A 26,648-nucleotide genomic window follows, 5' to 3' on the forward strand; every position below is an offset into this window, starting at 1 on the left:
TCATCTCACGGTAATCGTAATTTTCTTCGACTTGACGAAGGGATGGTGCGGGACGTGGTTCTCGTCGCCAAGCAATAGCTGCAAGGTGTGTTTTCCCGGTGGCAGCTCAAGCATCGTTTCCGTTTCGCCGGCGCCGAAGTGCAGGTGCTGGCGGTCGTTCGGAATCGGTTCGTCGGCGTTGGGCAGGTCGGTGTCGATCAGCAGGTGATGGTGGCCAGTGTGCTTGAACGCCACGCCCTTCGGCGCCACGCCCATGTAGCGCAGGCCGAACCAGACCTTGAATGGCTTGCCGGCGGCGATCACCTCGCCGTCGCTGGGCCAGCCGATGTAGCAGTAGGCGTTGGGCGGCGCGTCGGCGGCGGACAGTGCGGCGCCGGACCACAACACGCCAAGGATGGCTGCGGCTGCGAGTGAATTGCGCATCGAATGCTCCCTTCGTTCCTGCTTGTTTTTGATCGAAGCCGGCCTCACAGCACGGTGATGGTGATTTTCTTCGACTGCACCGGAGGATCGTGCGGAATGTGATTCATATCGCCAAGCAGCAACTGCAGCGTGTGTTTACCAGGCGGCAGTTCGACCCGCGCCTCCGTCTCGCCGGCGCCGAAATGCAGGTGGTTGCGATCGTTCGGAATCGGCTCGTCCATCGCCGGCGGGTCGGCATCGATGATCAGGTGGTGGTGGCCGGTGCGCGCCACATCCGTCCCTTTCGGCGCGACCCCCATGTTGCGCAAGCCCATGCGCACCCAGAACTTTCCGCCGCTAAGCACCGCGCCGTCGGACGGCCAGATGAAATACACCTGGGCGTTTTCCGCCGCCGGCGTGCGCGCCGAATAGACCGGAACGGCCGGCAGCAACGCGGCCAGCAATGCAGCTTGTAAGATCCTGTTGCGCATAGCGGCGCCTTTCCCCGCGTGTCTGCGGGCAAGAACCATTTGCGTGAATAATTTCATTACATCGTGCGACTGTGTAGACCTAAATCTGCCACACTCCGTATGAAACCACAAGGCGTATTCGTCGTGATTGCAGCGGTCACCGGGAGCGGGTCGTGGCACATAAATTTCTCATCGCTTGCATCGCGCTGGCAACCGCCGCGCCATCGAACGGCGCCTTTGCCGGCGGGCAGTCCGGCCGCTTGGAGCGTCCCGTGTTGCTTGCCGGCGTGGTGCCGAAAAACAGCGCCGAGCAATTCGAAATGACGTTCTGGGAGTCGATCAAGGACAGCACCCACGCCAGCGATTACGAGGCGTATCTCAAGTCCTATCCGAAAGGGAAATTCGTCGCGCTGGCGCAGGCGCGCATCGACCGCCTGCGCGCCGCCGGGGCAAAAGGTGCGACGCCGGCCGAGCCTGCCGCAGCCAACAAGGCGAGCGGTCCAGCGACGCCGCCGGCAACGGCCGCGCGCGAACCGGCGCCAGTTCCCGCGTCCAAGCCCGAAGCGAAAGCGGCGGCGCCGGCCGTTGTCGCGCCGGCCGTCGCCGCCTCAGCGCCGCCTGCGAAGGCGGGCGCCGAGATCACCGATTGCCCCGCTTGCCCGGTTCTGCTATCCATTCCCGCGGGATCGTTCACCATGGGCAGCAATTCGAGCGACGTGAGCGAGAAGCCGGCGCATGCGGTCTCGGTGCGTGCGCCGTTCGCGATCGGCAAATACGAGGTGACGGTGGCGCAGTGGAATGCCTGCGCCGATGCCAATGCTTGTCCGCGCTTGTCCGCCGCATCCAATCCGTCGCCGGCCGCGCCGGTGCGCGACGTCAGTTGGGACGACGCGCAGGTCTACATCAAATGGCTGGCGGCCACAAGCGGCAAGCCCTACCGCCTGGCGACCGAGGCGGAGTGGGAATATGCGGCGCGCGCCGGTACCAGCACGCGCTACTGGTGGGGCGAGCAGATGGCCGCAGGCAAGGCGAACTGCAAGGATTGCGGGTCGCCGTGGCGTGCCGAAGCGCCGGGCAAGGTGGGCAGCTTCGCGCCGAATCCCTGGGGCTTGTATGACATGAGCGGCAGCGTGTGGGAATGGGTTGCCGATTGCTGGCACAACTCGTACAAGGACGCGCCGTCCGACGCCAAGGCGTGGGATGCGCCCGCTTGCAGCGTGCGCGTGATACGCGGCGGCTCGTGGCGGGAAGGCGCGGCCTATATGGTGTCGTCGTCGCGGTTCAAATACGATGCCAGCGTGCGCCATAGTCAGAACGGTTTTCGGGTCGCGCGGGATAGCCGATAGGTTCAGCGCTTGCGTGCGCGGGTGCTGATCTGCACAAAGTCGACTGCAATGTCGCCGCCGCCGTTGCGCGCGCGCGCCAGGCGCTGTTCCAGCGCGCGCAGGTAGTCGGCGCCGGGCTCGGTCTCGGGACGCAGGGTGTCGAACAGGGGCGCCGCAGTCGTGACCAGCGCGACGATCTCGTTGCCGAAAGGCGGACCGATCATCCAGTTGCCAAGGCCGCCGATGGTGGCGGTGTAGCGAGCGGGGGCGCGGTTGTCGCGCGCCTTGGTGTTGGGCAGCAGATGCACGACATTGCCATCGGCCTCGAAATAGTCGACTGCGGCGAACGAGTCGGCGCCGGCGGTGGTGATGTCGACCATCAGCGCGTCGCCCTCGGTCAGCACGTTGCCGGGGCGCGCGTTCGGAACCGCCAGGCGGATGCTGGCGCCGCCGCCGGCGCGCCGGTGAGCCACCCAGTACGGTCCCAAGGTGCTGATGACGCCACAGCTTGGTTCCGTCACCGGCTGCACATCCAGCGCCACCGTCGATACGCCGGGGATGGCCGTCAGCGTCTCGCGCAGGCGCGCGCGGTTGGCATCCTTGGCCAGGTAGCCCTCGACGCGCAGCGCGCTGCCGTTGGCCGATGCCAGCAGCGCGGAGCAGGGTATCGCCGCCAAGGCCGTGGCCACGGCGTCGCTGGTCGGGATCGGCGACGCGGCAACCGGGGCCGATGTGCTGGCCGGCGTCGAGTCCGCCGCCGGGGCCGACTGTTGCTGCGCGGGCGGCGATGCCCGCGACGCATCGCCGCCGCGCTCCGGCCCGAGATCGCGCCACGCCGCCACGCCCGCCAGGGCGAGCACGCATGCGCCGCCGACTGACGCCGCCAGCGTCAATCTTCGCTTGCCGTGATCCTGGTCGGTGACTTCTTTCACAAAGCGTGCCACGGTCGGGGTGCGGGTGGCGCGGTCCAGGGCCAGGCCGCACTTCAGGGCGCGCCAGCCGGCCCGTCCGATCTGTGCGGGCGGTGCGGGCTTCATGCCGGAGGCGCGCGCTTGCAGTGCGGACATCCGGTTGTAGGGATGGCGCCCGGTCAGCAATTCGTAGGTGATGCACGCCAGCGCGTAGATGTCGTCGCGCGGATCGGGTTCGCGGTGCTCGAGCATTTCGGGGCTGGCGTAGGCAGGCGTGAGCGCGCCCAAGCTGCCGGGGTCGAACACCGTGACGTCGACTTCTTCTTCGGCTTTCTGGAACACGCGCGCGATGCCGAAATCGATGACCTTGACCACGTTCTTGTCGGTGACGATGACGTTGCCCGGCTTGAAGTCGCAGTGCACGAAGCCGCGTTCGTGGGCGTAGGCCAGCGCCTTGCCCATGCCGTCGACGATGCGCATGGCCTCGGCCAGCGGCAGGCCGGCGAAGTTCGGCGCGCGCAACATCTGGCTCAACGACTTGCCGCTCAGGTACTCCATCGTCAGATACACCACCTGACCATCGCGGTCGAAATCATAGACCGAGACGATGTTGGGATGAGCCAGTGTTTGCGCCTTGCGCGCCTCGCGTTGCAGCGCGATCAGCGACTTCGGGTGTCCACGGAACTGGACGTTCAGCACCTTGATGGCGATGTAGGGCTTGCGGTCGGACGCTTCGAGCTTGCGCAGGTCCAGCGCCTTGTACACGGTGCCCATGCCGCCGAAGCCGATGCACTCCTCGAGCACGAAGCGGCCGTTGAGCGTGTCGCCGACCGCCTTCATGCGTTCCGGCTCGCTTTGCGGGTCGTCGGGATCGTCGCGCGGCGACGGCGAGAAGGCGGCCGGGTCCACGGGCTTGGTCCGCACGAAGGTATCGTCGCCTTCGGCCCGCTGGCGTGCGCGCATCGTCCGTTCGATATGGTGCTGCACTTCCTCGTAGAGTTCGGGCGACAAGGGCAGGCGCGCCTGTTCCTGGCTGAGCACCTCGAGCAGGCGCACGGCGCTGCCGGGCGCTGTCGCGAGCGCGCGGTCCAGTTCGACAAAAAATTCCGTGCGCCCCAACGCGCCGCTTTGTAGCTGGCGAATGGCATGAGTAAGATTGTCCATCTCTTCCCGGGTCCCCTCCCGTGCAACGACTTCGCGCATTCAAATCCCGACACACTTTGTTGAGACTAGCATGAAAACCATGATGATCAAGGACCACCGCGCGTAACGCGGCGCGGGAGTTGGGAGCGGGCAAACAGTGCTCCAAAAACAGTTGGGAATGACCGTACTCGCGACCCATCAGCGGCGTGTCGGCTTGCCAATGTCTGTCATGCATTTCACTTAAAAATCAATGGTTTGAAAGTCGGCATGGCCACCTGGCGCGCGCTGGCATGGTCCCTGCTGTATGTCCAGTGAGCGCAACGAAATGCTCACCAACCCAAACCAAACCTTTAAGGAGAAACACCATGAAATCCCTGACCATCAAAGACCTGGCCCGTACCGAAGAACTCGACGGCAAAGCAATGGCTGCAGTACGCGGCGGCTGGTCGATGAACTCGCCGAAATACACGATCGGCGATGTGTCGTATGCACCTTCGTACGACTCTTCGATCCACGCCACCCAGAACCTGGCGCAGTTGCAGAACGTCACCAATGCGGTCGCCAACGGCTCGGCTTTCCTGGACGGGGTGCATGCGACCAACACCACGTCGCAGTCCGGCCAGAACAACATCTTCGGCGCTTGAGCCTGAACCTTATTTTTCTACATTGGAGAACCATCATGAAAACCCTGAACATCAAAGACCTGGCCCGCACCGAAGAACTGGACGGCAAAGCAATGGCAGCAGTACGCGGCGGCTGGTGCATGCAGGCACCAGGCTACAAAGTGGGCAACGTGGATTATTCGCCGAGCTACGATGCGTCGATCCATGCCAGCCAAAGCCTGGGACAGGTGCAGAACGTCACCAACGCCGTCGCCAACGGCTCGGCCTTCCTGGATTGCGTGAGCGCCACCAACACGACCTCGCAAAACGGCCAGAACAACATCATCGGCTAAGCAGCGCCGCGATTCTTCGCACCGCAAAAGGTCCAGCCCAGCCATCTCCGGATGGCTGGGCTGGACCTTTTGGCTTCGTCATTGAAGTCGGAGGAAGAAAGACACCGCGTTGGGGAAGCCCCAACAGCGATTAAAAAACAGTTGGATTGCACCGAACCACCCACGCTGGTGGAAGTTAAAAAATACTAATGGTTTATTGTGCTTTTCTTTTTAAATCAATGGCTTGCGAGGTGCGCGGCAAGCTGGCACGGTAGCTGCTCTATACCCTGTGAGCGCAACGAAATGCTCACCAACCCAAACCAAACCTTTAAGGAGAAACACCATGAAATCCCTGACCATCAAAGACCTGGCCCGTACCGAAGAACTCGACGGCAAAGCAATGGCTGCAGTACGCGGCGGCTGGTCGATGAACTCGCCGAAATACACGATCGGCGATGTGTCGTATGCACCTTCGTACGACTCTTCGATTCACGCCACCCAGAACCTGGCGCAGTTGCAGAACGTCACCAATGCGGTCGCCAACGGCTCGGCTTTCCTGGACGGGGTGCATGCGACCAACACCACGTCGCAGTCCGGCCAGAACAACATCTTCGGCGCTTGAGCCTGAACCTTATTTTTCTACATTGGAGAACCATCATGATAACCCTGAACATCAAAGACCTGGCCCGCACCGAAGAACTGGACGGCAAAGCAATGGCAGCAGTACGCGGCGGCTGGTGCCTGCAGGCGCCAGGCTTCAAAGTGGGCAACGTGGATTATTCGCCGAGCTACGATGCGTCGATCCATGCCAGCCAAAGCCTGGGACAGGTGCAGAACGTCACCAACGCCGTCGCCAACGGCTCGGCTTTCCTGGATTGCGTGAGCGCCACCAACACGACCTCGCAAAACGGCCAGAACAACATCATCGGCTAAGCAGCGCCGCGATTCTTCGCACCGCAAAAGGTCCAGCCCAGCCATCTCCGGATGGCTGGGCTGGACCTTTTGGCTTCGTCATTGAAGTCGGAGGAAGAAAGACACCGCGTTGGGGAAGCCCCAACAGCGCTTAAAAAACAGTTGGATTGCACCGAACCACCGACGCTGGTGGAAGTTAAAAAATACCAATGGTTTATTGCGCTTTTCTTTTTAAATCAATGGCTTGCGAGGTGCGCGGCAAGCTGGCACGGTAGCTGCTCTATACCCAGTGAGCGCAACGAAATGCTCACCAACCCAAACCAAACCTTTAAGGAGAAACACCATGAAATCCCTGACCATCAAAGACCTGGCCCGCACCGAAGAACTGGACGGCAAAGCAATGGCTGCAGTGCGCGGCGGCTGGTCGATGAACTCGCCGAAATACACGATCGGCGATGTGTCGTATGCACCTTCGTACGACTCTTCGATCCACGCCACCCAGAACCTGGCGCAATTGCAGAACGTCACCAACGCGGTCGCCAACGGCTCGGCCTTCTTGGATTGCGTGAGCGCCACCAACACCACCTCGCAAAACGGCCAGAACAACATCATCGGCTAAACATCGCAGCTTACCGTTCAAGGAGAACACCATGTCGTCGATCAAGATTCAGGATTTATCGCGCAGCACTGCGCTGGACCAGGCCACGATGTCGTCGGTGCGCGGCGGCGCCGGCTTCGTGCCGGACGTGAACGTCAACGTCGCACTCAACCAGCAGTTCATGCAGGTGCAGCAAGTGGGCGTCAACGTGCTCAACAACAATGGCGTCATCGGCGCCTCGTTCGGCGGCTACGATGTGCAGTACGCCGCCGCAGAATGGAAGTCCGGACATGCCCTCTGATTTTTAACCGCTGCCGTTGAAGCCCCTTTAAGGAGAAATACCATGAAATCCCTGACCATCAAAGACCTGGCCCGTACCGAAGAACTGGACGGCAAAGCAATGGCTGCAGTGCGCGGCGGCTGGTCGATGCATTCGCCGAAATACACGATCGGTGATGTGTCGTACGCACCTTCGTATGACTCTTCGATTCACGCCACCCAGAACCTGGCGCAGATGCAGAACGTCACCAACGCCGTCGCCAACGGCTCGGCCTTCCTGGACGGCGTGCATGCGACCAACACCACGTCGCAGTCCGGTCAGAACAACATCTTCGGCTGATGACGGCGCGGCGCCGAAGGCTTGCGGGCCTTCGGTGCTTGCGTCGCGCGGCACGAGGATTACCATGTTATCTGATCGTGTTCTCAACGGTCCGGCCACGCCATCCAATGGCTCGGCCGGACCATTGCCTTTGGAGGAGTCATCATGGGAATTATCGTCATCAAGGATTTGCAGGAAAACGTTGAACTCGACCGGCAGGCGATGCTGGAGATTTCCGGCGGCTCGCGCTTCCGAGTGGGCGCAGCGGTCACGCGGCGCGATGCCTTGCGCATCAATCGCCTGGTCAATATCGCGCCCAAGGCGACGCCCAGACGGCCGCCGCCGAAGTAATCAATGACCGTCTCCCACACGCCGTCCTGTTCACACTGGACGGCGTTTTTGCTTCCATGGCCGGCACCACATGCGGAGTTGCACACGGCCGAACAGTCACTCAATTTCTGTTGGACCCGTCCCAACTTCCCGCCGCCGTCATCCTTCGTCGCCTAGCCGGGATATTCGAGAATAGCCTTGAAATTCAAAGGTTTGCGTGGTGCAGGGGAGAGTGGCACGGTTTCTGCTGAATGGTAAGCGAGCGCACTGAAATGCCTCGACAACCAACCTCAAACCTAAGGAGCATCACCATGAAAACCATCCTCATCAAAGACCTGGCCCGCAACGAAGCGCTGGACGCGAAGGCCATGACAACTGTCCGCGGCGGCTTCGCGATGAACTCGCCTTACTACAAACTCGGCGATCTGACCTACGCGCCAAGCTTCGATGCGTCGATCCACGCCACGCAAGAGCTGGTCCAAATGCAAAGCGTCGTGACCGCCACCGCCAACGGCTCGGCATTCCTGGACGGCGTGCACGCGACCAATACCACGTCGCAGAACGGCCAGAACAACATCGTCCGCCTGTGATGCGCGCACCGCTAACCCAAAGGAGAATGATCATGTCCCTCATTACACTGAACGATCTGCCATGCACGACCGACCTCGACCAGCATGCAATGTGCGCCGTACGCGGCGGCCACGGCTGGGCACGCGATGTGAGCGTCGACCTGAAAATCAACCAGAGCCTGGTGCAGGTTCAGGACGTGGACCTCAACGTGTTGAACAACAACGGTTCGATCGGCGCCGGCTTTACCGGCCCGACCGTCAACCTGGCGGCCGCGCAGACAGGATTCAACAGCGCAGTCATCCCAAAGATGTTCTAAACTGAGGAGGCCTGCCCAGGCCTCCATTTTTTCCTGCCGACGCGAGGGAGTTCAATATGGCTACCATTACGATCAACGACCTATCCGTCAATCGCGACCTGGACCGCCAGGCGATGTCGCGCTTGCGCGGCGCCGGCGGCGCACCCTGGGTCTACGGCTGGATCACGCCGTTCTCCGATGCGCCGAGCTTTGCGCCGGTGGTGAATTTCTACCAGATCAATAATTACGCGGACCAGATGATCAACCAGTACCAAATGGTTTCGGTGCTCAACACCGGATCGAATGCCGACGTCGCCGTCAAGGTCGACGAAAGCAGTGTAAACAATCGCTTTCAGCCGCAGTAGGGGGCAAGCGGATCGCGAGGCCAGAGGATGACATTCGAGCCCGAATTTCGCTGGACGTCGGCGGCACGCACCGATATTGGACTGGTGCGTAGCCGCAATGAAGACTGCTTGCTGGAGCATGCGGCACGCGGCTTGTGGGCGGTCGCCGATGGCATGGGCGGCCACGCCTACGGCGATGTCGCCAGCCGCATGGTGATCGCCGCACTCGACACCTTGCCGGCCGCCGGCCCGGCCGGCCTGCGGCAATCGATCGCCGTTGCGCTTGAGCAGCTGCGCTCGGTGAATGGACAATTGCGCGCGGAGGCGGCGGCGCGCAAGGTCACGATGATGGGCAGCACCGTCGTGGTCCTGCTCGCGTACGGGGGCGAAGCGGGATACCTGTGGGCCGGAGACAGCCGCATCTACCTGTATCGCAACGGACGGTTGCAGCAGCTGACCCGGGATCACAGCCAGGCCGAGGAACTCAGGGCGCGCGGCGCCGCGCTGCGTGCCGATGCGCCGGTGCCGAACGGTATCACCCGGGCGCTGGGCGCCGCCGACACCATCGATATCGAACATGGTAGCTTGCCGGTGCGCGATGGCGATCTGTTCCTGTTGTGTAGCGACGGCCTCAGCAATCCGGTGAACGAGCAAGGCATCGCCGACGCGCTGGCCACAGGCGATTGTGGCGCGGCGGTGGCCGAGCTGATCGCCAAGGCACTGGCGAATGGCGGGCGCGACAACATCTCGGTGGTGGTCGCGCGGGCGGACGACGTCTGCAGCGACAAGACGATGCTCAATCCGGCGCTGTGAACCATCGGCGGCCGGCTTGCGGCTAGGCCTCCTTGCGAAAATCCTTCGAATGCATGCCGTGCTTTTTCAGTAGGATCTGCAGGTGCGAGCGATTCATCTCCCAGCGGCGCGCCAGCTCCGCGACCGCGCCGCTGGTTTCCTGCAGCCCCCGTTCCAGGCAGGCGCGCTCCGCTTCGTCGCTGGCGATGCGCTTCGCTTCGCTCATTGACAGGGCGACGGCGGCAGGCTGCACCTGCCCACGTGCGGCGGCCGGGCGGATATCCTCGGGAAGATGCGACAAGTCCGCAGTCTCGCCGGCAAGGCATGACATGCGGTACACGATGTTGCGCAGTTCGCGGATGTTGCCCGGATAAGCGTAGCCGAGCAGGAAGTCCCGCAGCCGCGCCGTGGTCTTGACCGGCCGGCGCTTCAGCGCTTCGGCCGCCTCGTCGCAGTAATACGCGATCAGCAAGGGGATCTCATCCTTGCGCTCGCGCAGCGGCGGCAGGGTGAGATGGATGACGCTGAGCCGGTAGAACAGGTCTTCGCGAAACAGCCCTTGCTCGATCAGGCGGCGCAAGTTCTTGTTGGTCGCCGCCACGATCCGGGTATCGACCGATATGGTTTCGTCCGAGCCCACTCGCTGGATCTCGTGCGATTGCAGCACCCGCAGCAGCTTGACTTGTCCCGGCAAGGGCAGCTCGCCGATCTCGTCGAGGAAAATGGTGCCGTGGTGGGCGCTCTCGAACTTGCCCCGCCGATCGGTCGCGGCGCCCGTGAACGCGCCTTTCTTGTGCCCGAACAGCTCGGACTCGAGCAGGCTGTCGGGGATGGCGCCGCAGTTGACCGAGATGTAGGGCTTGTCCGCGCGCGAGCCGTTGGCGTGTATGACCTTCGCCATCAGTTCCTTGCCGGTGCCGCTTTCGCCGTCGACCAGCACCGGCAGATCGGTGGGCGCGGCTTTTTCGGCGATCTCGAGCGCATCGAGCAACCTGGGGTTGTCGCCGAACGTTCCTTCGAACACAAAGCTGCGCGCCAGCAGCGCCTGGCGCCGCTCCCCGGTGGACTTCGCCGGCCCCGGCTCGGCGCCGACCGCCTGCACGAAGCGCTCCTTGTGCGACAGCTGCATCACATCGTCGCGCAGCACGTTGGCCTGGCGCAGCAGCTTCTCGATATCGTCGCGTTGCAGCGTCGTGGCCCAGCGCAAGGTCGAGCGCAGGATTTCAATCTTTTCAAGCAGCGCCGCATACGACATCGCGGAACCACGGGGAATGCCTTGGTTGAACAGTTTCATGCCGCGCTCAATTGCTTCTGCACCAGTTCATAATACATGCCGCGCCGTTCCAGCAATTCCTCATGGCGTCCCATTTCGGCGATCGCACCTTCGTACAGCACGATGATCTTGTCGGCCCGCATGATGGTGCTGAGCCGGTGCGCGATGATGACCGCGGTGCGGCCCTCCAGGATTGCCTGCATGTTGCCGATGATGTTGCTCTCCGACTGGGTATCTAGCGCGGAGGTGGCCTCGTCGAACACCAGCAGACGCGGATCGTGATAGAGCGCGCGGGCGATGCACAGCCGCTGAACCTGGCCGCCGGACAGGCCGACGCCGCGTTCGCCGACGACTTGCTCGTACCCCAGCGGCAATTTGCTGATGAAGGCGTGCGCGTCCGCCATCTTCGCCACTTCTTCGATGCGGCGCCGATCCGGGCTGTCGTCGCCGCTGGCGATGTTTTCGGCGATGGTGCCGGAAAACAGCAGGTTGCTCTGCATGACGTAGCCGACCTGCGCGCGATAGTAATCCTTGTCGATCACGCTCATATCGTAGCCGTCGATGATGATCTTGCCTTCGGTGGGCGGATAGAAACCGACCAGCAATTTGGCCAGCGTGGTCTTGCCCGATCCGCTGCGGCCGACGATCGCCACCAGTTCGCCCGGCCTGATGTCGACGCTGATGTTTTCCAGCACATAGGGCGTATCGCCGTCGCCGTAGCGGAAGTACATGCCGTCGAGCTTGATCTCGCCCTGCAGGTCGGGCAGCACCACGCGCGAGGCCAGGTCCGCCGGTTTCTGCTCCGGTTCGATGTCCAGCACGTCGCCGAGCCGTTCCATCGCCACCGTGGCGTCGGCCAGACGGCTCCACAGGCCCACCAGGCCCATCAGCGGCGCCAGCACGCTGCCCATCAGCGCATTGAACGCGATCAGCTGGCCGATCGAGAGTTCGCGCGCCAGCACCAGGTCGGCGCCCACCCACAGGATCGCGATGGTGGTGGCGGCGTGCAGCAGCTGGCTGCCCAGGCCGACCAGGATATTGAACGATTGCGAACGGTACTGCACCTCCAGCGCCTTGACGTATTTTTTCTCCCATTTCAGCCGCACCGGCCGCTCGCTGCCCATGCCCTTGATGGTCTCGATGCCGCCCAGCGCCTCCATCAGGAACGAGTGCGCGTCGGTCGAGGCGGTGAAGACTTCGCGCGCGTAGTCCTTGATGCGCGGCGTGGCCACCACCGTCACCGCCATGATCGGAATCACGAAGCCGATCAGCAGCAGCGTCAGCTTGACGTTGTACAGGAACAGGATGGTGAAATAGATGAACACCATCAGCAGGTTGAGCACGGTGGTGACGGTCGACTCCGTCAGAAAGGCGCGGATGGTCTGGTTTTCCTGGAACCGCGCCATGATGTCGCCGGTCTTTCGTTTTGCGAAGAAGGAGTAGGGCAGCGACATCGTATGCTTGAAGAACTGTGACATCATGGAGAAGTCGAGGTTGCGCACCATGTAGTTCGCGAGGTGGGCGCGTACCGTCGACATCAGCTGGGTGAACACGGTGGCGATGACCAGGCCGGTGATCAGCAGGTGCAGCAGGCTGACATTGTGGTGCACCACCACGCCGTCGAGGATGTTCTGGATGATCATGGGGGGAACAATTCCCAGCATCTGGATGACAAAGGTGGCGAGGAACAGATGCCACAAGATGGTCTTGTACGGCGCCAGGTAGCCGACGAAGCGCAGCCAGGGCGAACGCGCGGCGGTCAGCTGGACCATTTCCTGTCCCGGCGTGAAGACCAGGCAGGTGCCGCTCCAGCCGCGCTCGAATTCCTCCACGCTCATCTTCTTGAAGCCGACGGCGGGATCGGCCACCCACACCTGGCGCGCCGAGATGCCGTACACCACGACGTAGTGGTAGCCTTCCCAGTGGATGATGAACGGCAGTTCGAAGCCCTTCAGGGCGTCGAAGGTGCACTGCACGCCGCGCGTGCTGAAGCCGAGCGACTCGCCGGCGCGCGCCAGGCTGTCGAGCGTGGCGCCCTGAGTCGTGACGTTGGCCAGTTCGCGCAGTTTGCCCAAGGTCATGTTGATGCCGTAATGCCGGCACAGCATGGCAAGGCAGGCCGCGCCGCAATCCATTTCCTCGGCTTGTTCGACCAGCGCGAAGCGCTTGAGGATTTTTTCGTCGCCCTCTGGCGTCGATTGCAGGTCGAGCAGCAATGGCCGCTTGCGCCGTTCGGCCAGTCTTTTTTGCCGGTGCAGCTCGCGCTCGACGAAGCGGATGCGCTCCTCGATCACCTCGCGCAGCTTCTCGTTGCGTTCCAGGATGACGTGCGCGGTCTTTTCCGGCAACACCAGCAAGGTGGTGTCGGTGGTGGCGACCACGGACGCCATCTGTTCCTGGCGCATCAGGCATGCCTTCTCGCCGAAGATTTCACCCGGACCCAGCGTGGCCAGCACGTACTCGCTGCCGGCGTCGTGGTAGACCACCCGCACTTGCCCTTGCCGCACCACATACAGGCGGCGATCGTCGCGCGAGTCCTGTTGCAGGATTTCCTTTCCCGCCGCAATGCGCTTGACGCCGACGCTGCGCACGAACTCCTCGAGTTCCGACTGGCTCACCTTGCCGCGCAGGTCGAACAGGCGCGCCACCAGACCGCCGGCCGAACTGATCGCGACGTAATTGCTGATGAATTGCAAGGCGACCGGATTGCGGGCCAGCTCCGGTTCGAACGCGGATCGGGCGATGAACAGCAATTCGGTCTTCACCGAGGCGCGCGCCGACACTTCATGTTGATGGTCGCGCAGCATGGCGATCTCGGCAAACACTTCGCCGGCCTTGCGCACGCCCATGCTCGCTTCCTTGCCGTGCTCGTCGCTGAATACGCGTACGGAACCGGAGCGGATCACATACAGTCCGGCCGCCGCTTCGCCCGCCTTGCAAATGGTGTCGCCGAAGGCGTAGAAACGCGATTCGGCCGCATCGGCGATCCGCGCCAGTTCGTCGGGTGTGAAGGGCGACAGGATTTCCACCGTCGCCAGGAACTCGGCGACAGGGTGGGTTTGCGGTAGTGGGTCCATGTCTGGGCGCCGCCGGGATTACCTGGCCGGGCAGGCTTCGATCAGGTGCTCCTGCGCGCGTGCCTGCAACCAGCCCTCGCGCAGCAGCCGGCGGATTTCGGCGGAGGTGTCCTCATCGAGCGTGGCGGGACACTTCGCGTTGACGGCGAAGATTTCGTAGAACGAGCGGTCGGGCGAGGCGAAGGGGCCGAGCAGCTCGCCCGCGACCGCGTTGAACACGCGCGCCTCGATGTCGGCCTTGAGCGAGCCGCGCAGGATTTTGCCGATCATTCCGCCGCGCTCGCGGGCATCGCCGATCGAGTGTTCGCGCGCCATCTCGGCGAAGCTGTCGGGGTCGTCGGCCAGCACCGACATCATCTCCTTCGCCTTGCCTTCCGTATCGAGCACGATATGGCTCACTTCGACGCTGTCGAATTTGGGCGAGTTGAGTTTGAAATATTGTTCGACCGCCGCATCGCTGCAGACGATGGCCATCATTTTTTCCTGGTACAAACCGTCGGTGATGAAAAGTTCGAATTCGTCGAGCGTGACGCCAAGTATGTCGAGGTAATGATTCATGTCGGCGGCGCGGTGCAGGCCCTGGCTGCGGCGGAACTGGTCGGCGCGCTCCTGGACCGCATCGGGGGACAGCTGCAAGCCCTGTTTCTTCGCGGCCCGCACTGTCAGCTTGTCGCGCACCAGCTGTTCGATCAGGCCCTCGAACTGCCCGCTGAGCTTGAGCGTCCGGATGAAACTGTCGGTGTCGATGACTTCGTCGTCGATGCGCACAATCGCTGTCATGGTGCCTCCCTGGTTCGCGCCAATGCAATGCTGGGTTGCTTGTGTGCAGGCCACGCCGGGCCTGCGACCAATTCACAGCGTATACGGTCGCGCGTGAAATGCAATCGCGCGCGGCAATCCATCGCAACCGCTTGCCTGTTGCGCGTGGCGGGCTTGATTATATTTGCCTAAGCAAATATAATTCAACCCATGCAAACACTTAAAGAGCTGCAAAACGGGCAATTCGGCTACCTGATCAACCAGGTCCGCAATGCGCTTTTCTCGGCGTTGGATAAAGAGATGCAGCCGCTCGACCTGACCGCGTCGCAATTTGTCGTGGTGATCAACGCGATGCGGGGAAACGCACGGACCGTCAACGAGTTTTGCCAGCTGGCCGGGATCGAGGCCGGTCCCATGTCGCGGTTGCTCGATCGGCTGGAGGCCAAGGACATCATCCGCAAGGAGCGGGACCTGGTCGACCGCCGTCAAGTCAATGTCACCCTCACCGAGAAAGGCGCGGCGCTGTACCAGCCGATCACCGAGGGCATCAACCAGGTCTATGGGAAGCTGTTGACCGGGTTCAGCGAACAGGAAGCAGTGGCGTTCAAACAAGCGTTGGAAAAAATCTTAATCAACGCAAAACAGTAGTTTCTTCTGAAGGTAATCCCCATGAGTCAAGCAAATAACAACACAGCAGGCGGCAAGCGCTTCTCCCGACGCAAGTTTATCGGAGCCGCCGTGGGCGCTGCTGCCGTATGGGGCGGGTACTCGGTATTCTTCGGCGGCCAGTTCCGTGCCGACAAGGCGGATCGCTCGGTCGACGTGCTGCTGATCGGCGGCGGCATCATGAGCGCGACGCTCGGTGTCTATCTGTCCGAGCTGGAACCCAAGTGGACCTTCGAAGTGTTCGAACGCCTGGATAAAGTTGCGGAGGAAAGTTCGAACGGCTGGAACAACGCCGGCACCGGACACTCGGCGCTCTGCGAACTCAACTACACGCCGATGGACGACAAGGGCGAAGTGCATATCACCCAGGCGATCGGCATCAACGAGAACTTCCAGATCTCGCGCCAGTTCTGGTCGCATCAGGTGCGCAAGGGCGTGCTGGGCAATCCGCGTGAATTCATCAATTCGACGCCGCATATGAATCTGGTGTTCGGCAAGGAGAACCGCGAGTTCATCCGCAAGCGCGTCGCCGCGTTGAAGGCATCGCCGCTGTTCGCCGGCATGGAAATGACCACCGATCCGGCCAAGATCACCGAATGGGTTCCGATCATGATGGAGGGACGCAAGCCGGACGAGATGGTGACCGCCACCCGTTCGCCGCTCGGCACCGACGTCAACCTGGGCTCGATCACCCGCCAGTTCTACCAGCATCTGCGCCAGGCGGGAAGCCAGATTACCACCGGCCACGAAGTGCGCTCGATCACGCGCAACGGCGACGGCTCCTGGCGCGTGTCGGCGTTCGACATCAAGGACAGCTCGAAGATCCAGACCATCGATGCGCGCCACATCTTCATCGGCGCCGGCGGCGCCGCCTTGCCGCTGCTGCAGTTGTCCGGCATTCCTGAAGCGAAGCAATATGGCGGCTTCCCGGTCGGCGGCGAGTTCCTGGTGACGGATAATCCCGCCATCACCTCGCGCCACCTGGCCAAGGTCTACGGCTTGGCGGATACCGGTTCGCCGCCGATGTCGGTGCCGCATCTGGATACCCGTGTGCTGGATGGCAAGACCGTGCTGCTGTTCGGCCCGTTCGCCACCTGGTCGACGAAATTCCTCAAGAATGGCTCGTATTTCGACATCGCGAAGGCCACCACGCCGTCCAATATCATTCCGCAACTTCAAGTCGGCGCCCACGAGTTTGCGCTGGTGAAGTATCTCGCGCAGCAATTGGAGTTGTCGCGGGAAGACAAGATGGCGGCGTTGCGCCGCTACATGCCGGAAGCGAAGGACGAGGATTGGCGCTTGTGGCAAGCCGGCCAGCGCGTGCAGATCATCAAGAACATGCCCGACAAGGGCGGCGTGCTGAAGCTGGGCACTGAGGTCGTGGTGTCGGCGGATCGCTCGGTGTCCGCGTTGCTGGGCGCGTCGCCGGGCGGCTCCACCTCGCCGGCGATCATGTTGTCGCTGCTGGAGAAGGTCTTCCCGGATCGCGTCAAGTCCGAGGCCTGGCAGTCCAAGATTCGCGAGATCGTGCCATCTTATGGCAAAAAGCTCAACGAGAACCCGGAGCTGCTGGCGACGACGTGGGCGACCACCGCCGAAACCTTGCAACTCGCGATAGCATCGCCGAGTCTGGAGGGAGTCGTCGCAGGCAGCGCTCCCGTCGGGCAACCGGTCGAACCGAAAAAAGTGCCGGATATCGCGCTGTAGCGCGCCGCACGGCAGAGAGGGGCGGCCACCGCCCCGCCTATAAAAGCTCGCTTCGGCGAGCTTTTTGCTTTCCGTGCGTCGAAGGCGCAGCCCCCCGTATTGGGGGGCTTTGCGCGGAAACGGCCGGCTAGACTGCAAGCCTGATCCCTGCAACAGCGGATGCCGCCAGCGGTGCCGCCCCCCATCATGACGCCTGTAAAAAACGCCGCGCTGGCCTGTCTGTTGTCCATCCTTTGCCTGACCGCGCATGGCGCCGACGACGCTTCCGCCACCGCCACGACCTTCGCCGCGCTGTACGCCAAATTCAATGCGGCGATGAACGCGCGGAACACCGCCGAAGTCAGCGCCATGCTGACGCCCGACTTCGACGGCGAGGACGTCGCCGGCAAGCCACGGTCCGCCGGAAAGTTACTCGAGGAGATCGGCGCGCTCCCCGAGGACGGCAACAGAAAGCTCGACAGCACCGTCGTGTCGTTGACGCTGGACGGCGCGACCGCGCACGTGGTGCAGCGCTTGCTGGTGACGACGACCAAAAGCCTGCTCGGTAAAAAAATGACGTTCGAACTGGCCGCCACCTCCGACGACACCTGGACCCAGACCGCCGGCACGTGGCGGCTGTCGAAGTCCATGACGCGCCGGATGCAGTACTCGGCCAACGGCAGCGTGCTGTCCCTGAAAACCAATCCAGCCAAATAGCCATTGGTCAAGCGAACCGAAGGAACACCATGAGCGGACCTTTGCACGGCGTGAACATCGTCGAATTCGAGGCGATCGGCCCCGGCCCCCTGTGCGGCCGCATGCTGGCGGGGATGGGGGCCCGGGTCACCGTCATCGCCCGGCCGGCATCCAGCAAGTTGCAGGCGCAATTCGGGGCCGCCGACCTGGAATGGAGCCGTGGCAAGACCCGCCTCGTGCTCGACCTGAAGGACCCCGCGCAACGCGAGCAGGCATTGCGCCTGGCCGCCGGCGCCGACGCCCTGATCGAGGGCAACCGCCCCGGCGTGATGGAACGCCTCGGACTCGGGCCGGCCGCGCTGGCGCTGCATAATCCCGCCCTGGTGTATGGACGCATGACCGGCTGGGGGCAGAGCGGCCCGCTGGCTCAAACGGCCGGCCACGATCTGAATTACGCGGCGCTGAGCGGGACGCTGGCGGTGTCCGCCCATCGCGGCGCGGTGCCGATCTTGCCACCGGCCGTGGCCGGCGACGGCGCCGGCGCGCTGGGGCTGGCGTTCGGCATCGCCTGCGCCTTGTTCGAGGTGCGCCGCACCGGCAAGGGCAAGGTGGTCGACGCTGCCATCGTCGACATCATGGCCATGGTCGGCGGCATTGCGCAATGGGCAGAGGCCGCCGGCCAGCTTGGCGGTGAAAATGCCGGCCTGTTCCACGACTCGCCGTTCTACGACGTGTATCGCTGCGCCGACGGCGGCTTCATCACCATCGGCGCGCTCGAGCCGCCATTCTATGCCTTGTTGCTGGAAAAATTGCAACTCACCGATATCGATCCCGCCGCGCAATTCGACCGCGCCGCCTGGCCGGCGCTCAAGGGGCGCTTGCGGGTGCTGTTCCTGCAGCGCACGCGGCAAGCGTGGTGCGAGCTGCTGGAGGGGACCGACGCCTGCTTCGCACCGGTCCTGAGCCTGGCCGAGGCCGCGCGCCACCCGCACAACGTGGCGCGCGCCAATTTCGCCTCCAACGCCGCCGGCGCATTGTTCGGCAACGCCGCCCCGCGCTTCAGCGACCTGGCCTGACCCCCCATCAAGGGGGGGGAGCCGCTCCTCCCCACCTCTATCATTTCCTTAACGCATGCAGGCATTTGCCCTGGATGCAACTTCGGCCATCAATGTGAAAGGCAGCATATGAGTTTAGATCCGGAACTGCAGCGCGTGCTGCAAGCGATTCCTTCCGATTTTGAAGTCCCCATCGACTGGCCGGCGGTCCGCGCCGCCAGCAAGGCCATGGAGCCGATGCTGGTGGGGGCGGGCGGCCCGACCCCGGTCAAGTCGGTCGAGACGCATCGCTTCGGCGGCCCGGCGGGCCCGATCGAGGTGCGCGTCTACCGGCCGGAAGTCGCGCCCACCATGACGGTGGTGCATTTCCATGGCGGCGGCTGGGCCCTGGGCGATCTCGACGGCAGCGATCCCACCGTGCGCAGGATCTGCCGTGGCCTGGGGGCGATCGTGGTGTCCTGCACCTACCGGCGCGCGCCGGAGCATCGCTTCCCCGCCGCCTATGACGACGCGCTGGCGCAGGCGCGCTGGGTGCTGGCGCATATCGAGGCGCTGGGCGGCGACCCGGAACGCGTGGTGATCGCCGGCGACAGCGCCGGCGGCAACCTGTCCGCCGCCGTGACGATCGCGTTGCGCGACGAACGGCGGCAGGCGATCGCGACGCTGCAACCGCCGCTGCCGGCGTTGCGCGGCCAGCTGCTGCTGTACCCTGGCGTCGATCTGCGTCTGGCGGCGCGCGAGGCGCCGTCCTTCCTGGCCGACCTGGATCCGACGCTGCCGGCGCCGATGATCGGCGAGTGCATCTCGGCTTATGTTGGCGACGAACACCTTGACGACTGGCGCGCGTCGCCGCTGGCCGCCGACGACCTGTCGTGCCTGCCGCCCGCGATGATGGTGGTGTTGACGGTCGATCCTTTGCGCGACCAGGGCGTCGAGTATGCGGCGCGGCTGCACGAGGCCGGCGTCGCCTGCGAGGTGATCGAATTTCCACACCTGACCCACGGCTTCTCGTACATCGCCGCGCTGGTGCCTGCGGCGGCGACCGCCTTCGACGAGGTGCTGCTGCGCTTCGCCAAGTTCGCCGCGATCGGCGATGGAATCGACTGATGAGCCAACCACAAAAAAGTGCGCGCCCGGAGACGGTAATACAAGGGCAGCGACTCGGCACGCTTCAAAAAATGATCGTCGGCAGCGGCCAGTCGGTGGAGACGGCGGTGGCCTTCGTCGCGGCCACCTTCCTGCTGTACTACCTGACCAATGTCTGCGGCATCGCCCCCGCGACGGCCGGCGCCATCCTGTTCATCTCGCTGTGCGTCGACGCCGTCGCCGATCCGCTGATCGGCTCATGGTCGGACCGCCTGCGCTCGCGCTGGGGGCGCCGGCTGCCGTTCATGGCGGCGGCGCTGCCCATCGTGTGCCTGGCCGGCTTCGCCTTGTTCGCCATGCCCACCGGATGGGGAAGCAGCTTCACCATCGCCTGTGCGCTGTCGGTGAATATCGTGCTGCGGGTCGGGACCTCGTTGTTCGCCTTGCCTTACGCGGCGATGACCGCCGAACTGACCACCGACTACGGCGAACGATCGACCATCGCCGCCTATCGCGCGCTGTTCAGCTTTGTCGCCGCCGTCGCCTGCGCGGTGCCGGCCTTCAACTACATCTTCGACACGCCGGCCAAAATGTCCAGCGCCGGCGCCTATTTCTGGCTGGGCCTGCTGCTGGCGGCGGTGGTGCTGGTGACCGGCGCCACCTGCATGCTCGGCGTGCGCAAGATGCCGCAGTCGGCAGGCGCGGCGCTGGCGTCGACCAAGGCGCCGCGCGGCTCGATCGTGACCGATGTGCGCGAGTTGTTCCGCAATCACTCGTTCGTGGTGCTGTTCCTCAGTTGCCTGTTCTGCCTGGTGATCGCCGGCAGCCTGCAAGCGCTGAACCTGTACGCCTATCAGTATTACTGGCGCCTGACCACGGCGCAGACGCAGCAGGCCGTGCTGACGCTGCAGGCCGGCTTCCTGTTCGGCATACCGCTGGCGCTGCTGCTGTTGCGCGCGGTCGAGAAACGCACCGCGATGGCAATGGGCTTCGTCACGCTGGCGGTGGTGCAGGGACTGTTCCCGCTGCTGGCCAAGCTGCAGTGGTTCGCGGCGGTGCCGCCGATCGGCGTGGTCTGCGCCATGACGCTGGTGTTCGGCTTTTGCTCGTCGCTGTTGTTCATCACCATGCAGTCGATGGTGGCCGACGCCATCGACGAGCATGAGTACCGCTTCGGCACCCGCTGCGAGGGCTTGTATTACAGCTCGCTCATCTTCGCGACCAAGGCGGCGAATGGGCTGGGCTCGCTGCTGGCGGGCGTGATGTTGTCGGCGGCCGGCTTGAAGGGCGTCCAGGCGGAGGGCGGCGCGGCGCAGCTGTCGGCCGATGGGATCGAGTTGCTGGGGATGCTGTGGGGGCCGGCGCACGGCCTGCTGTTCCTGCTGATCCTGCCGGTGCTGCTGCTGTACCGCATCGACCGTCGCGAACACGCGCGCATCATCGCCGCGCTGGCGCGGACGGCGGGCTAGGCCATGGCGACCGCTCCGACCGCTCCGACCGTCAAGGCGCCGCGCGGACGCTTGCGTTTCGCGCTGGCGGGTTATCTGCTCAAACTGCTGACGCTGCTGCCGGCGCAACTGCGGCGCCGCATGATGCGCACCCACGTCGACGCCGCCATCCCGAAGTTCCACGACTACTTCCGCACGCTGGCGATTTGCGACCCCACGCTGCATTTCGGCTGGGCCGCGATACCGGCCGCGTTGAAGGAGGACTTTCCCGCGCTGGCAGCGGTGACGGTCACCGACCTCGGCCTCGACACCGACGCCGGCCGCGTGCCGATGCGGCTGTACCGCGATCCGGCGCTGCCGGTGTCGAGGGCGCTGGTGTGGATCCACGGCGGCGGCTTCACCGGCGGCGGCCTCGACTGCGCGGAAGCCAACTGGGTGGCGCTGGAGCTGGCGTCGCAGGGGATCCCGGTGCTGACCATGACTTACCGCAAGGCGCTCAACGGCGTGCACTATCCGGCGCCGTCCGACGATGTGCTGGCCGTCTGGAACTGGGCGGCGGCCAACGCCCAGATGCTGGGGGTGGACGCGGACGCGCTCCACCTCGGCGGCGGCAGCGCGGGCGGCAATCTGTCGGCGGGCGTCGCCAAGCGCCTGCGCGACCAGGGCGGGCCGATGCCGGCGTCGCTGCTGCTGGTGTATCCGCTGCTGCACGCCGTCCTGCCCAAGCTGGCGCCGGAGGACGAGGCCCACTGCAAGCGCAGCGTCAAGGCCTTCGCCGACGCGGACTTCGTGATGGCGGCCTGTCTCAACTACGTGGGCGACCCCGCCGCGCTCAGCGACCCGTACGCCTTTCCGGGACTCGGTTCGCTGGCCGGCCTGCCGCCGGTGTTCATCGTCAACGCGCAATTCGACAGCCTGCGCGGCTCGGGCCAGGCGTTCGCCGACCAGCTGGCGGCCGACGGCGGCACGGTGACCTCGGCCTGCGAGACCGGCGCGCTGCACGGCTATCTGATGACGCCGTCGTCACCGTTCGCGCATTCCACCGTCGCGCGGATGCGTGAATGGCTCAACCGGTTCACGCCGGGCTCGTAAATTTTCACCCATAACTATAAATTCTGGAGACCCCACATGAACAAGATTGTCCGCTACAACCTGACCGCCACGGCGGCCGCCGCATCGATGCTGTGCACGCTGTTCCCGCAGGCGGCGGCGCAGGAGGCCGGCGCCGACCTGGCCATCGACAAGGTGATCGTCACCGCGCAAAAGCGCGAGCAGGCCGCGCTCGAAGTGCCGGGCTCGGTCGCCAGCATCAACACCGAGCGCCTGGCGCGCGAAGGCAAGGTGCGGTTGGAGGATTACGTGGCCTCGGTGCCCGGCCTGTCGATCTCGTCGTTCCGTCAGGGTTTCACCCAGGTGACGCTGCGCGGCATCACCACCGGCGTCGCCGATTCCGCCGCCACCACCGCCTTCTACATCGACGAGGCGCCGATCGGCTCGGTCAACGCCTACACCATGGGCAGCACCATCACGCCCGACATCGATCCGGCCGAACTGCAACGCATCGAGGTGCTGAAGGGCCCGCAAGGCACGCTGTACGGCGCCGGCGCCATGGGCGGCATGGTGCGCTACGTGACGGCGCCGCCGGACCTGCGCCAGCTGCGCGGCAGCGTCACGCTGGGCGGCAGCCAGGTCGACGGCGGCGGCAACGGTTCGTCGGCGCGCGCCTCGCTCAACGTGCCGTTCGCGGACAACACGATGGCGCTGCGCTTTTCCGCCTTCCGCCGCAGCGATGCCGGCTTCATCGACACCACCCGGGGCGGCAAGGACATCAACCAGTCCAAGGTCTCCGGCGGCCGCGTCGCCTACACCTGGATGCTGACCAATCAATGGAAGCTGAACGCCTTCGCGCTGACGCAGAAAGTCGATGCGAAGGGCACCGCGATGGAGGACGTCGACGCCAAGACTCTGCGGCCGCTGTACGGCAAGTACCAGCAGCAGACCTTCGCGCCGGAAGGCTCCTACGCCCATCTGGACGTCGCCAACATCACGCTGAACGGCGAGGTGGGGCCGTTCGACCTGGTCTCCTCGACCACCTGGCAAAAGATCAAGACCCAGACCACGACCGACAACACCTACGGATTCGGCGTCATCGTCGGCGCCGGCTTCGGCATTCCCGACCTCGGCATCGTCGGCGATCATTCCGCCGGCACCCGGCGCTTGTCGCAGGAGCTGCGCCTGCGCGCCAACGCCTTCGACGAGCGTCTGCAATACGAGGCGGGCGTGTACTTCACCCACGAGGACAGCAATACGCTGATCCCCACGCCGCGTCCGTTCTCGACCACCACCGGCGCGCCGTATCCGCTGCCGGAGATCGTCCGGGCCGCCATCGTCTCCGAGTACAAGGAATATTCGCTGTTCGCCAACGCCAGCTATGCGTTGACGCCGGCCATCGATTTGCAGGCGGGCGTGCGGCACGGCAAGGACGACCAGCAGTATCAGCAGGCCTATCAGGGCTTGCTGGTGGGCGAGCCGCTTAGCTTCAACTCGGGCGCCAAGAACAACAAATCGACCTATCTGCTGACCGCCAGCTACAAGGCGTCGCCGGTCGACGTGCTGTATGCGCGCATGGCCACCGGCTACCGCGCCGGCGGTCCGAACGCGGTGCCGCCGGCCACCGTGGTCGATGCGCGCCAGACGTTTTCACCCGACACGCTGACCAGCGTCGAAGTGGGCTACAAGGCGGTGTTCGCCGGCGGCAAGGTGTCGTTCGAGGGCGCGCTGTTCAGCACGCGCTGGAAGGACATCCAGATCCAGACCAGCGCCCGGGGCTACGCCTACTTCGTCAACGGCGGCGAGGCCACCAGCCGAGGCGCCGAGGCGTCGCTGATCTTTTACCCGGTGTCCGGGCTGTCGCTGCGCGCCACCGGCGGCTACACCCGGGCGGTGCTGGACGACGACGCGCCCGCCGCAGGCGGCCTCAGCGGTGACCGTTTGCCGTTCGTGCCGACCATCACCACCTCGCTTGGCGCCAACTACCGCTGGACACCGGCGGCCGGCTGGCTGGCCTCGGTCGGCGGCAGCGTCGACTACACCGGCAAGCGGCGTTCGGACTTCAGCGGCCGGGCGCCGGTCGATGTGCAGACCTTCCAGACCTTCAACCTCAGCGCCGGCCTGGAGCGGGGCGCCTGGCGCCTGTCGTTGTACGGCAAAAACCTCGGCAACAGCCGTGGCATGACGTATATTAAGTCGCGCTCGCTGACGCTCGACGCCAACCCGCTGGCGGCCGGCGTGATCACGCCGCGTACGCTGGGGGCGGAAGTCAACTACCGCTTCTGAAGGTAAAGTAATATTCGCCCATGACATCATTCAGAGGACGCTAGACCATGCAACAACGCCAGCAGCTTTGCTCTCCCACGCGCCTCGCCTGCGCGTTGTTGCTCGTCTTCGGCTGCGCCGGCCCGGTGGCGGCCGAAGTCGCGTCGGCCGTACCGCACGAACTGCAAGCCGACGTCGAGCGCGTGCGCAAGATGTTCGACGTGCCGGGCATCGCCATCGCCGTGGTCAAGGACGGCAAAGTGATGGTCGCGCGCGGCTTCGGCGTGCGCAAGCTGGGCGAGGCCGCGCCGGTCGACGCCCAGACCTTGTTCGAGATCGCCGCCAACTCGAAAGCCTTCACGGCGGCGATGCTGGCGATGCTGGTCGACGAAGGCAAGCTGGGCTGGGACGATCCGGTCACCAAACATCTGCCGGACTTCCAGATGTACGACCCGTATGTCACGCGCGAGATCACCATCCGCGACCTGCTGAGCAACCGCAGCGGCCTGGGCGTCGGCGCCGGCGACCTGCTGTGGTGGCCGAGTTCGACCTTCAGCGTCGACGAGATCATCCACCAGCTGCGCTACATCAAGCCGGCGTTCAGCTTCCGCAGCCGCTACACCTACGAATACCTGCCGTACATCGTGGCGGGCAAGATCGTCGCCGAGAAGCGCGGCCAGCCGTGGGGCGACGCGGTGCGCGAGCGCATCCTGACGCCGTTGGGCATGACCCGCACCACCACCAGCCTGGCCGAGAGCGCCGGCGTGGCCGACCAGGCCGCGCCGCACGCCAGCATCGACGGCAAGCTCGGCGTCGTCAAGCGGCAGCCGATGGCGAACGCGGCGGCGGCGATGGGCATCAGCACCAGCGCCGAGGACATCGCCAAGTGGATGACGCTGCTGCTCGACGCCGGCAAGCTCGCTGCGCCGGGCGCGGACGGCAAAGAGCGGCGCCTGTTCAGCGCGGCGCAGTCGCGCGAGATGTGGACGCCACAGACGCCGATCCGGGTCAACGAACCGAAGCCGCAGCTGGCCGCCACCCGGGCCAACTTCGCGGCCTCCGGCCTGGGCTTCGAACTGAACGACTACAAGGGCGTGAAGCTGGCCTCGCACCGTGGCTGGCAGTTCGGCGCGTATTCGATGGTGGTGCTGGCGCCGTCGGCCAGGCTGGGCATCGCGATCATGACCAACGCCGAGAGCGGCCCGGCGCTGAACGCGCTGCGCTACCGGCTGCTGGACCACTATCTCGGCCTGCCGCCGAGCGACTGGATCGCGGCGGTCGGCGAGGCCGCGGCGGCGTCGCGCGAGCAGGAGCCGGCGCGCGGCCAGCCCGAAGGTGGCGCGAAGGCGCCGCCGTCGCTGGCGCGGGCCGGCTACGACGGCGAGTACCGCGACCCGTGGTATGGCGGCGCCGTGGTCAAGACCGTGGGCGGCAAGCAGCTGCTGAGCTTCAGCCGCACCCCGGACATGACGGGCGAGCTGGAGCACTTGCGGCACGACACCTTCATCGTCCGCTGGCAGGAGCGCAGCCTGAACGCCGACGCCTACGTGACGTTCTCGTTGAACCCTGACGGCGGCATCGAGCGCATGCGGCTGGCGCCGCTCTCGGACGACACCGACACCAGCTTCGACTTCGCCGACCTGGTGTTCACGCCGGTGCGTCCGGCCCCGGCGCGCTGACCAGGCATGGCGCAACGCATGCAGGCGAGGGCGCGCCACCCGGTGCTGGATCTGGTGACGGAGAGCGATCTGGACGGGACCTGCCACGGCTGGGACGGCACCACGGTGTTCCGCCTGACCAACGGCCAGGTGTGGCGCCAGAGCGCGGTGCGCCACCGCAGGCTGCGCCTGTGCTGCCCGGCGATCCGGGTGTGGCGCATGGGCGAGCGCTTCTGGCTCGAGTTCGAGGGCGTGCCCGAGATCCTGCCGGTCGAGCGTGTGACGGAAGCGCGCTGATCCGGCCC

At 64.6% G+C, this 26,648-nt stretch carries 29 protein-coding genes; 23 read left to right on the forward strand and 6 right to left on the reverse strand.

From position 1 onward, the window contains the following. A complete protein-coding gene (locus GW587_RS12780) occupies positions 1–423 on the reverse strand; it encodes a DUF4399 domain-containing protein (RefSeq protein WP_166103231.1) in 423 nt (140 codons plus the stop codon). A 44-nt stretch (positions 424–467) separates the two neighbouring features. Continuing rightward, positions 468–893: a DUF4399 domain-containing protein gene (locus GW587_RS12785; RefSeq protein ID WP_166103233.1), complete on the reverse strand. Its 426-nt coding sequence runs from the start codon at positions 891–893 to the stop codon at positions 468–470. 152 nt (positions 894–1,045) lie between these two features. Between GW587_RS12785 and GW587_RS12790 the strand changes: the two genes are divergently transcribed. Next, the gene (locus GW587_RS12790) at positions 1,046–2,218 is read left to right on the forward strand and encodes a formylglycine-generating enzyme family protein (protein ID WP_371875586.1); all 1,173 of its coding nucleotides are present in this window, start codon (positions 1,046–1,048) and stop codon (positions 2,216–2,218) included. Between the two features lie 2 nt (positions 2,219–2,220). Here the strand turns inward: GW587_RS12790 and GW587_RS12795 are convergent, their stop codons facing one another. Beyond that, positions 2,221–4,272 carry a serine/threonine protein kinase gene (locus tag GW587_RS12795; RefSeq protein WP_166103236.1) on the reverse strand — a complete coding sequence of 684 codons (2,052 nt, stop codon included), beginning with the start codon at positions 4,270–4,272 and terminating at the stop codon, positions 2,221–2,223. 344 nt (positions 4,273–4,616) lie between these two features. On the opposite strand from GW587_RS12795, the gene GW587_RS12800 reads away from it, so the two are divergent. The 12 genes from GW587_RS12800 (at position 4,617) to GW587_RS12855 (ending at position 9,645) form a co-directional block, all read left to right on the forward strand. After that, complete coding sequence (locus GW587_RS12800; RefSeq protein WP_166103238.1) at positions 4,617–4,895, forward strand: hypothetical protein; 279 nt, start codon at positions 4,617–4,619, stop codon at positions 4,893–4,895. Positions 4,896–4,930: 35 nt separating this feature from the next. Next, the gene (locus tag GW587_RS12805; RefSeq protein ID WP_166103241.1) at positions 4,931–5,206 is read left to right on the forward strand and encodes a hypothetical protein; all 276 of its coding nucleotides are present in this window, start codon (positions 4,931–4,933) and stop codon (positions 5,204–5,206) included. A 322-nt stretch (positions 5,207–5,528) separates the two neighbouring features. Next, positions 5,529–5,807 (forward strand): hypothetical protein, encoded by a 279-nt coding sequence (locus GW587_RS12810; protein WP_166103238.1) that lies wholly within the window; start codon positions 5,529–5,531, stop codon positions 5,805–5,807. Between the two features lie 35 nt (positions 5,808–5,842). Next, positions 5,843–6,118: a hypothetical protein gene (locus GW587_RS12815; protein WP_166103243.1), complete on the forward strand. Its 276-nt coding sequence runs from the start codon at positions 5,843–5,845 to the stop codon at positions 6,116–6,118. A gap of 322 nt (positions 6,119–6,440) precedes the next feature. Further along, on the forward strand, positions 6,441–6,716 hold the full coding sequence (locus GW587_RS12820; protein WP_166103246.1) for a hypothetical protein: 276 nt from the start codon (positions 6,441–6,443) through the stop codon (positions 6,714–6,716). Between the two features lie 31 nt (positions 6,717–6,747). Continuing rightward, a complete protein-coding gene (locus tag GW587_RS12825; RefSeq protein WP_166103248.1) occupies positions 6,748–6,996 on the forward strand; it encodes a hypothetical protein in 249 nt (82 codons plus the stop codon). A gap of 42 nt (positions 6,997–7,038) precedes the next feature. Further along, a complete protein-coding gene (locus tag GW587_RS12830; RefSeq protein ID WP_166103251.1) occupies positions 7,039–7,314 on the forward strand; it encodes a hypothetical protein in 276 nt (91 codons plus the stop codon). A 144-nt stretch (positions 7,315–7,458) separates the two neighbouring features. After that, on the forward strand, positions 7,459–7,644 hold the full coding sequence (locus GW587_RS12835) for a hypothetical protein (protein WP_166103253.1): 186 nt from the start codon (positions 7,459–7,461) through the stop codon (positions 7,642–7,644). A 290-nt stretch (positions 7,645–7,934) separates the two neighbouring features. After that, entirely contained in the window at positions 7,935–8,213 is a 279-nt protein-coding gene (locus GW587_RS12840; RefSeq protein ID WP_166103256.1) for a hypothetical protein, read from the forward strand. 32 nt (positions 8,214–8,245) lie between these two features. Further along, on the forward strand, positions 8,246–8,509 hold the full coding sequence (locus GW587_RS12845) for a hypothetical protein (protein ID WP_166103258.1): 264 nt from the start codon (positions 8,246–8,248) through the stop codon (positions 8,507–8,509). 56 nt (positions 8,510–8,565) lie between these two features. Then, a complete protein-coding gene (locus tag GW587_RS12850) occupies positions 8,566–8,853 on the forward strand; it encodes a hypothetical protein (RefSeq protein ID WP_166103260.1) in 288 nt (95 codons plus the stop codon). A 27-nt stretch (positions 8,854–8,880) separates the two neighbouring features. Further along, a complete protein-coding gene (locus GW587_RS12855) occupies positions 8,881–9,645 on the forward strand; it encodes a PP2C family protein-serine/threonine phosphatase (RefSeq protein WP_166103263.1) in 765 nt (254 codons plus the stop codon). A 22-nt stretch (positions 9,646–9,667) separates the two neighbouring features. Here GW587_RS12855 and GW587_RS12860 read toward each other — a convergent pair whose 3' ends face one another. From GW587_RS12860 to GW587_RS12870, 3 genes are read right to left on the reverse strand one after another with little or no spacing between them, the layout of a single operon-like run. Beyond that, the gene (locus tag GW587_RS12860) at positions 9,668–10,918 is read right to left on the reverse strand and encodes a sigma-54 interaction domain-containing protein (protein ID WP_166103266.1); all 1,251 of its coding nucleotides are present in this window, start codon (positions 10,916–10,918) and stop codon (positions 9,668–9,670) included. Next, positions 10,915–13,974 carry a peptidase domain-containing ABC transporter gene (locus GW587_RS12865; protein ID WP_166103269.1) on the reverse strand — a complete coding sequence of 1,020 codons (3,060 nt, stop codon included), beginning with the start codon at positions 13,972–13,974 and terminating at the stop codon, positions 10,915–10,917. Before GW587_RS12865 ends, GW587_RS12860 begins: the two co-directional genes overlap by 4 nt. Positions 13,975–13,992: 18 nt before the next feature. Further along, positions 13,993–14,754, reverse strand: a complete 762-nt coding sequence (locus GW587_RS12870; RefSeq protein ID WP_166103272.1) for a peptidylprolyl isomerase — start codon at positions 14,752–14,754, stop codon at positions 13,993–13,995. A 189-nt stretch (positions 14,755–14,943) separates the two neighbouring features. Here GW587_RS12870 and GW587_RS12875 point away from each other — a divergent pair, with 189 nt between their 5' ends. The 10 genes from GW587_RS12875 to GW587_RS12920 all read left to right on the forward strand — a co-directional run bounded on the left by GW587_RS12875 (position 14,944) and on the right by GW587_RS12920 (position 26,640). Next, entirely contained in the window at positions 14,944–15,381 is a 438-nt protein-coding gene (locus tag GW587_RS12875) for a MarR family winged helix-turn-helix transcriptional regulator (RefSeq protein ID WP_166103274.1), read from the forward strand. Positions 15,382–15,402: 21 nt separating this feature from the next. Continuing rightward, positions 15,403–17,106, forward strand: coding sequence for a malate dehydrogenase (quinone) (gene mqo, locus GW587_RS12880; RefSeq protein WP_166103277.1), 1,704 nt, complete (start codon positions 15,403–15,405; stop codon positions 17,104–17,106). A 186-nt stretch (positions 17,107–17,292) separates the two neighbouring features. Then, positions 17,293–17,802, forward strand: coding sequence for a nuclear transport factor 2 family protein (locus GW587_RS12885; protein ID WP_166103279.1), 510 nt, complete (start codon positions 17,293–17,295; stop codon positions 17,800–17,802). A 29-nt stretch (positions 17,803–17,831) separates the two neighbouring features. Then, a complete protein-coding gene (locus GW587_RS12890) occupies positions 17,832–18,857 on the forward strand; it encodes a CaiB/BaiF CoA transferase family protein (RefSeq protein ID WP_166103282.1) in 1,026 nt (341 codons plus the stop codon). A gap of 108 nt (positions 18,858–18,965) precedes the next feature. After that, positions 18,966–19,943 (forward strand): alpha/beta hydrolase, encoded by a 978-nt coding sequence (locus tag GW587_RS12895; protein ID WP_166103284.1) that lies wholly within the window; start codon positions 18,966–18,968, stop codon positions 19,941–19,943. Further along, on the forward strand, positions 19,943–21,391 hold the full coding sequence (locus GW587_RS12900) for an MFS transporter (protein ID WP_166103287.1): 1,449 nt from the start codon (positions 19,943–19,945) through the stop codon (positions 21,389–21,391). Before GW587_RS12895 ends, GW587_RS12900 begins: the two co-directional genes overlap by 1 nt. 3 nt (positions 21,392–21,394) lie before the next feature. Beyond that, positions 21,395–22,462: an alpha/beta hydrolase gene (locus tag GW587_RS12905; protein ID WP_166103290.1), complete on the forward strand. Its 1,068-nt coding sequence runs from the start codon at positions 21,395–21,397 to the stop codon at positions 22,460–22,462. Positions 22,463–22,498: 36 nt separating this feature from the next. Further along, positions 22,499–24,706, forward strand: coding sequence for a TonB-dependent receptor (locus GW587_RS12910; RefSeq protein ID WP_166103292.1), 2,208 nt, complete (start codon positions 22,499–22,501; stop codon positions 24,704–24,706). A gap of 47 nt (positions 24,707–24,753) precedes the next feature. Beyond that, positions 24,754–26,364 (forward strand): serine hydrolase, encoded by a 1,611-nt coding sequence (locus GW587_RS12915; protein ID WP_166103295.1) that lies wholly within the window; start codon positions 24,754–24,756, stop codon positions 26,362–26,364. Between the two features lie 54 nt (positions 26,365–26,418). Beyond that, positions 26,419–26,640: a hypothetical protein gene (locus GW587_RS12920; protein ID WP_166103297.1), complete on the forward strand. Its 222-nt coding sequence runs from the start codon at positions 26,419–26,421 to the stop codon at positions 26,638–26,640. Positions 26,641–26,648: the final 8 nt, after the last annotated feature.

This window comes from Duganella aceris, assembly GCF_011090165.1.
Classification (GTDB): domain Bacteria; phylum Pseudomonadota; class Gammaproteobacteria; order Burkholderiales; family Burkholderiaceae_D; genus Rugamonas; species Rugamonas aceris.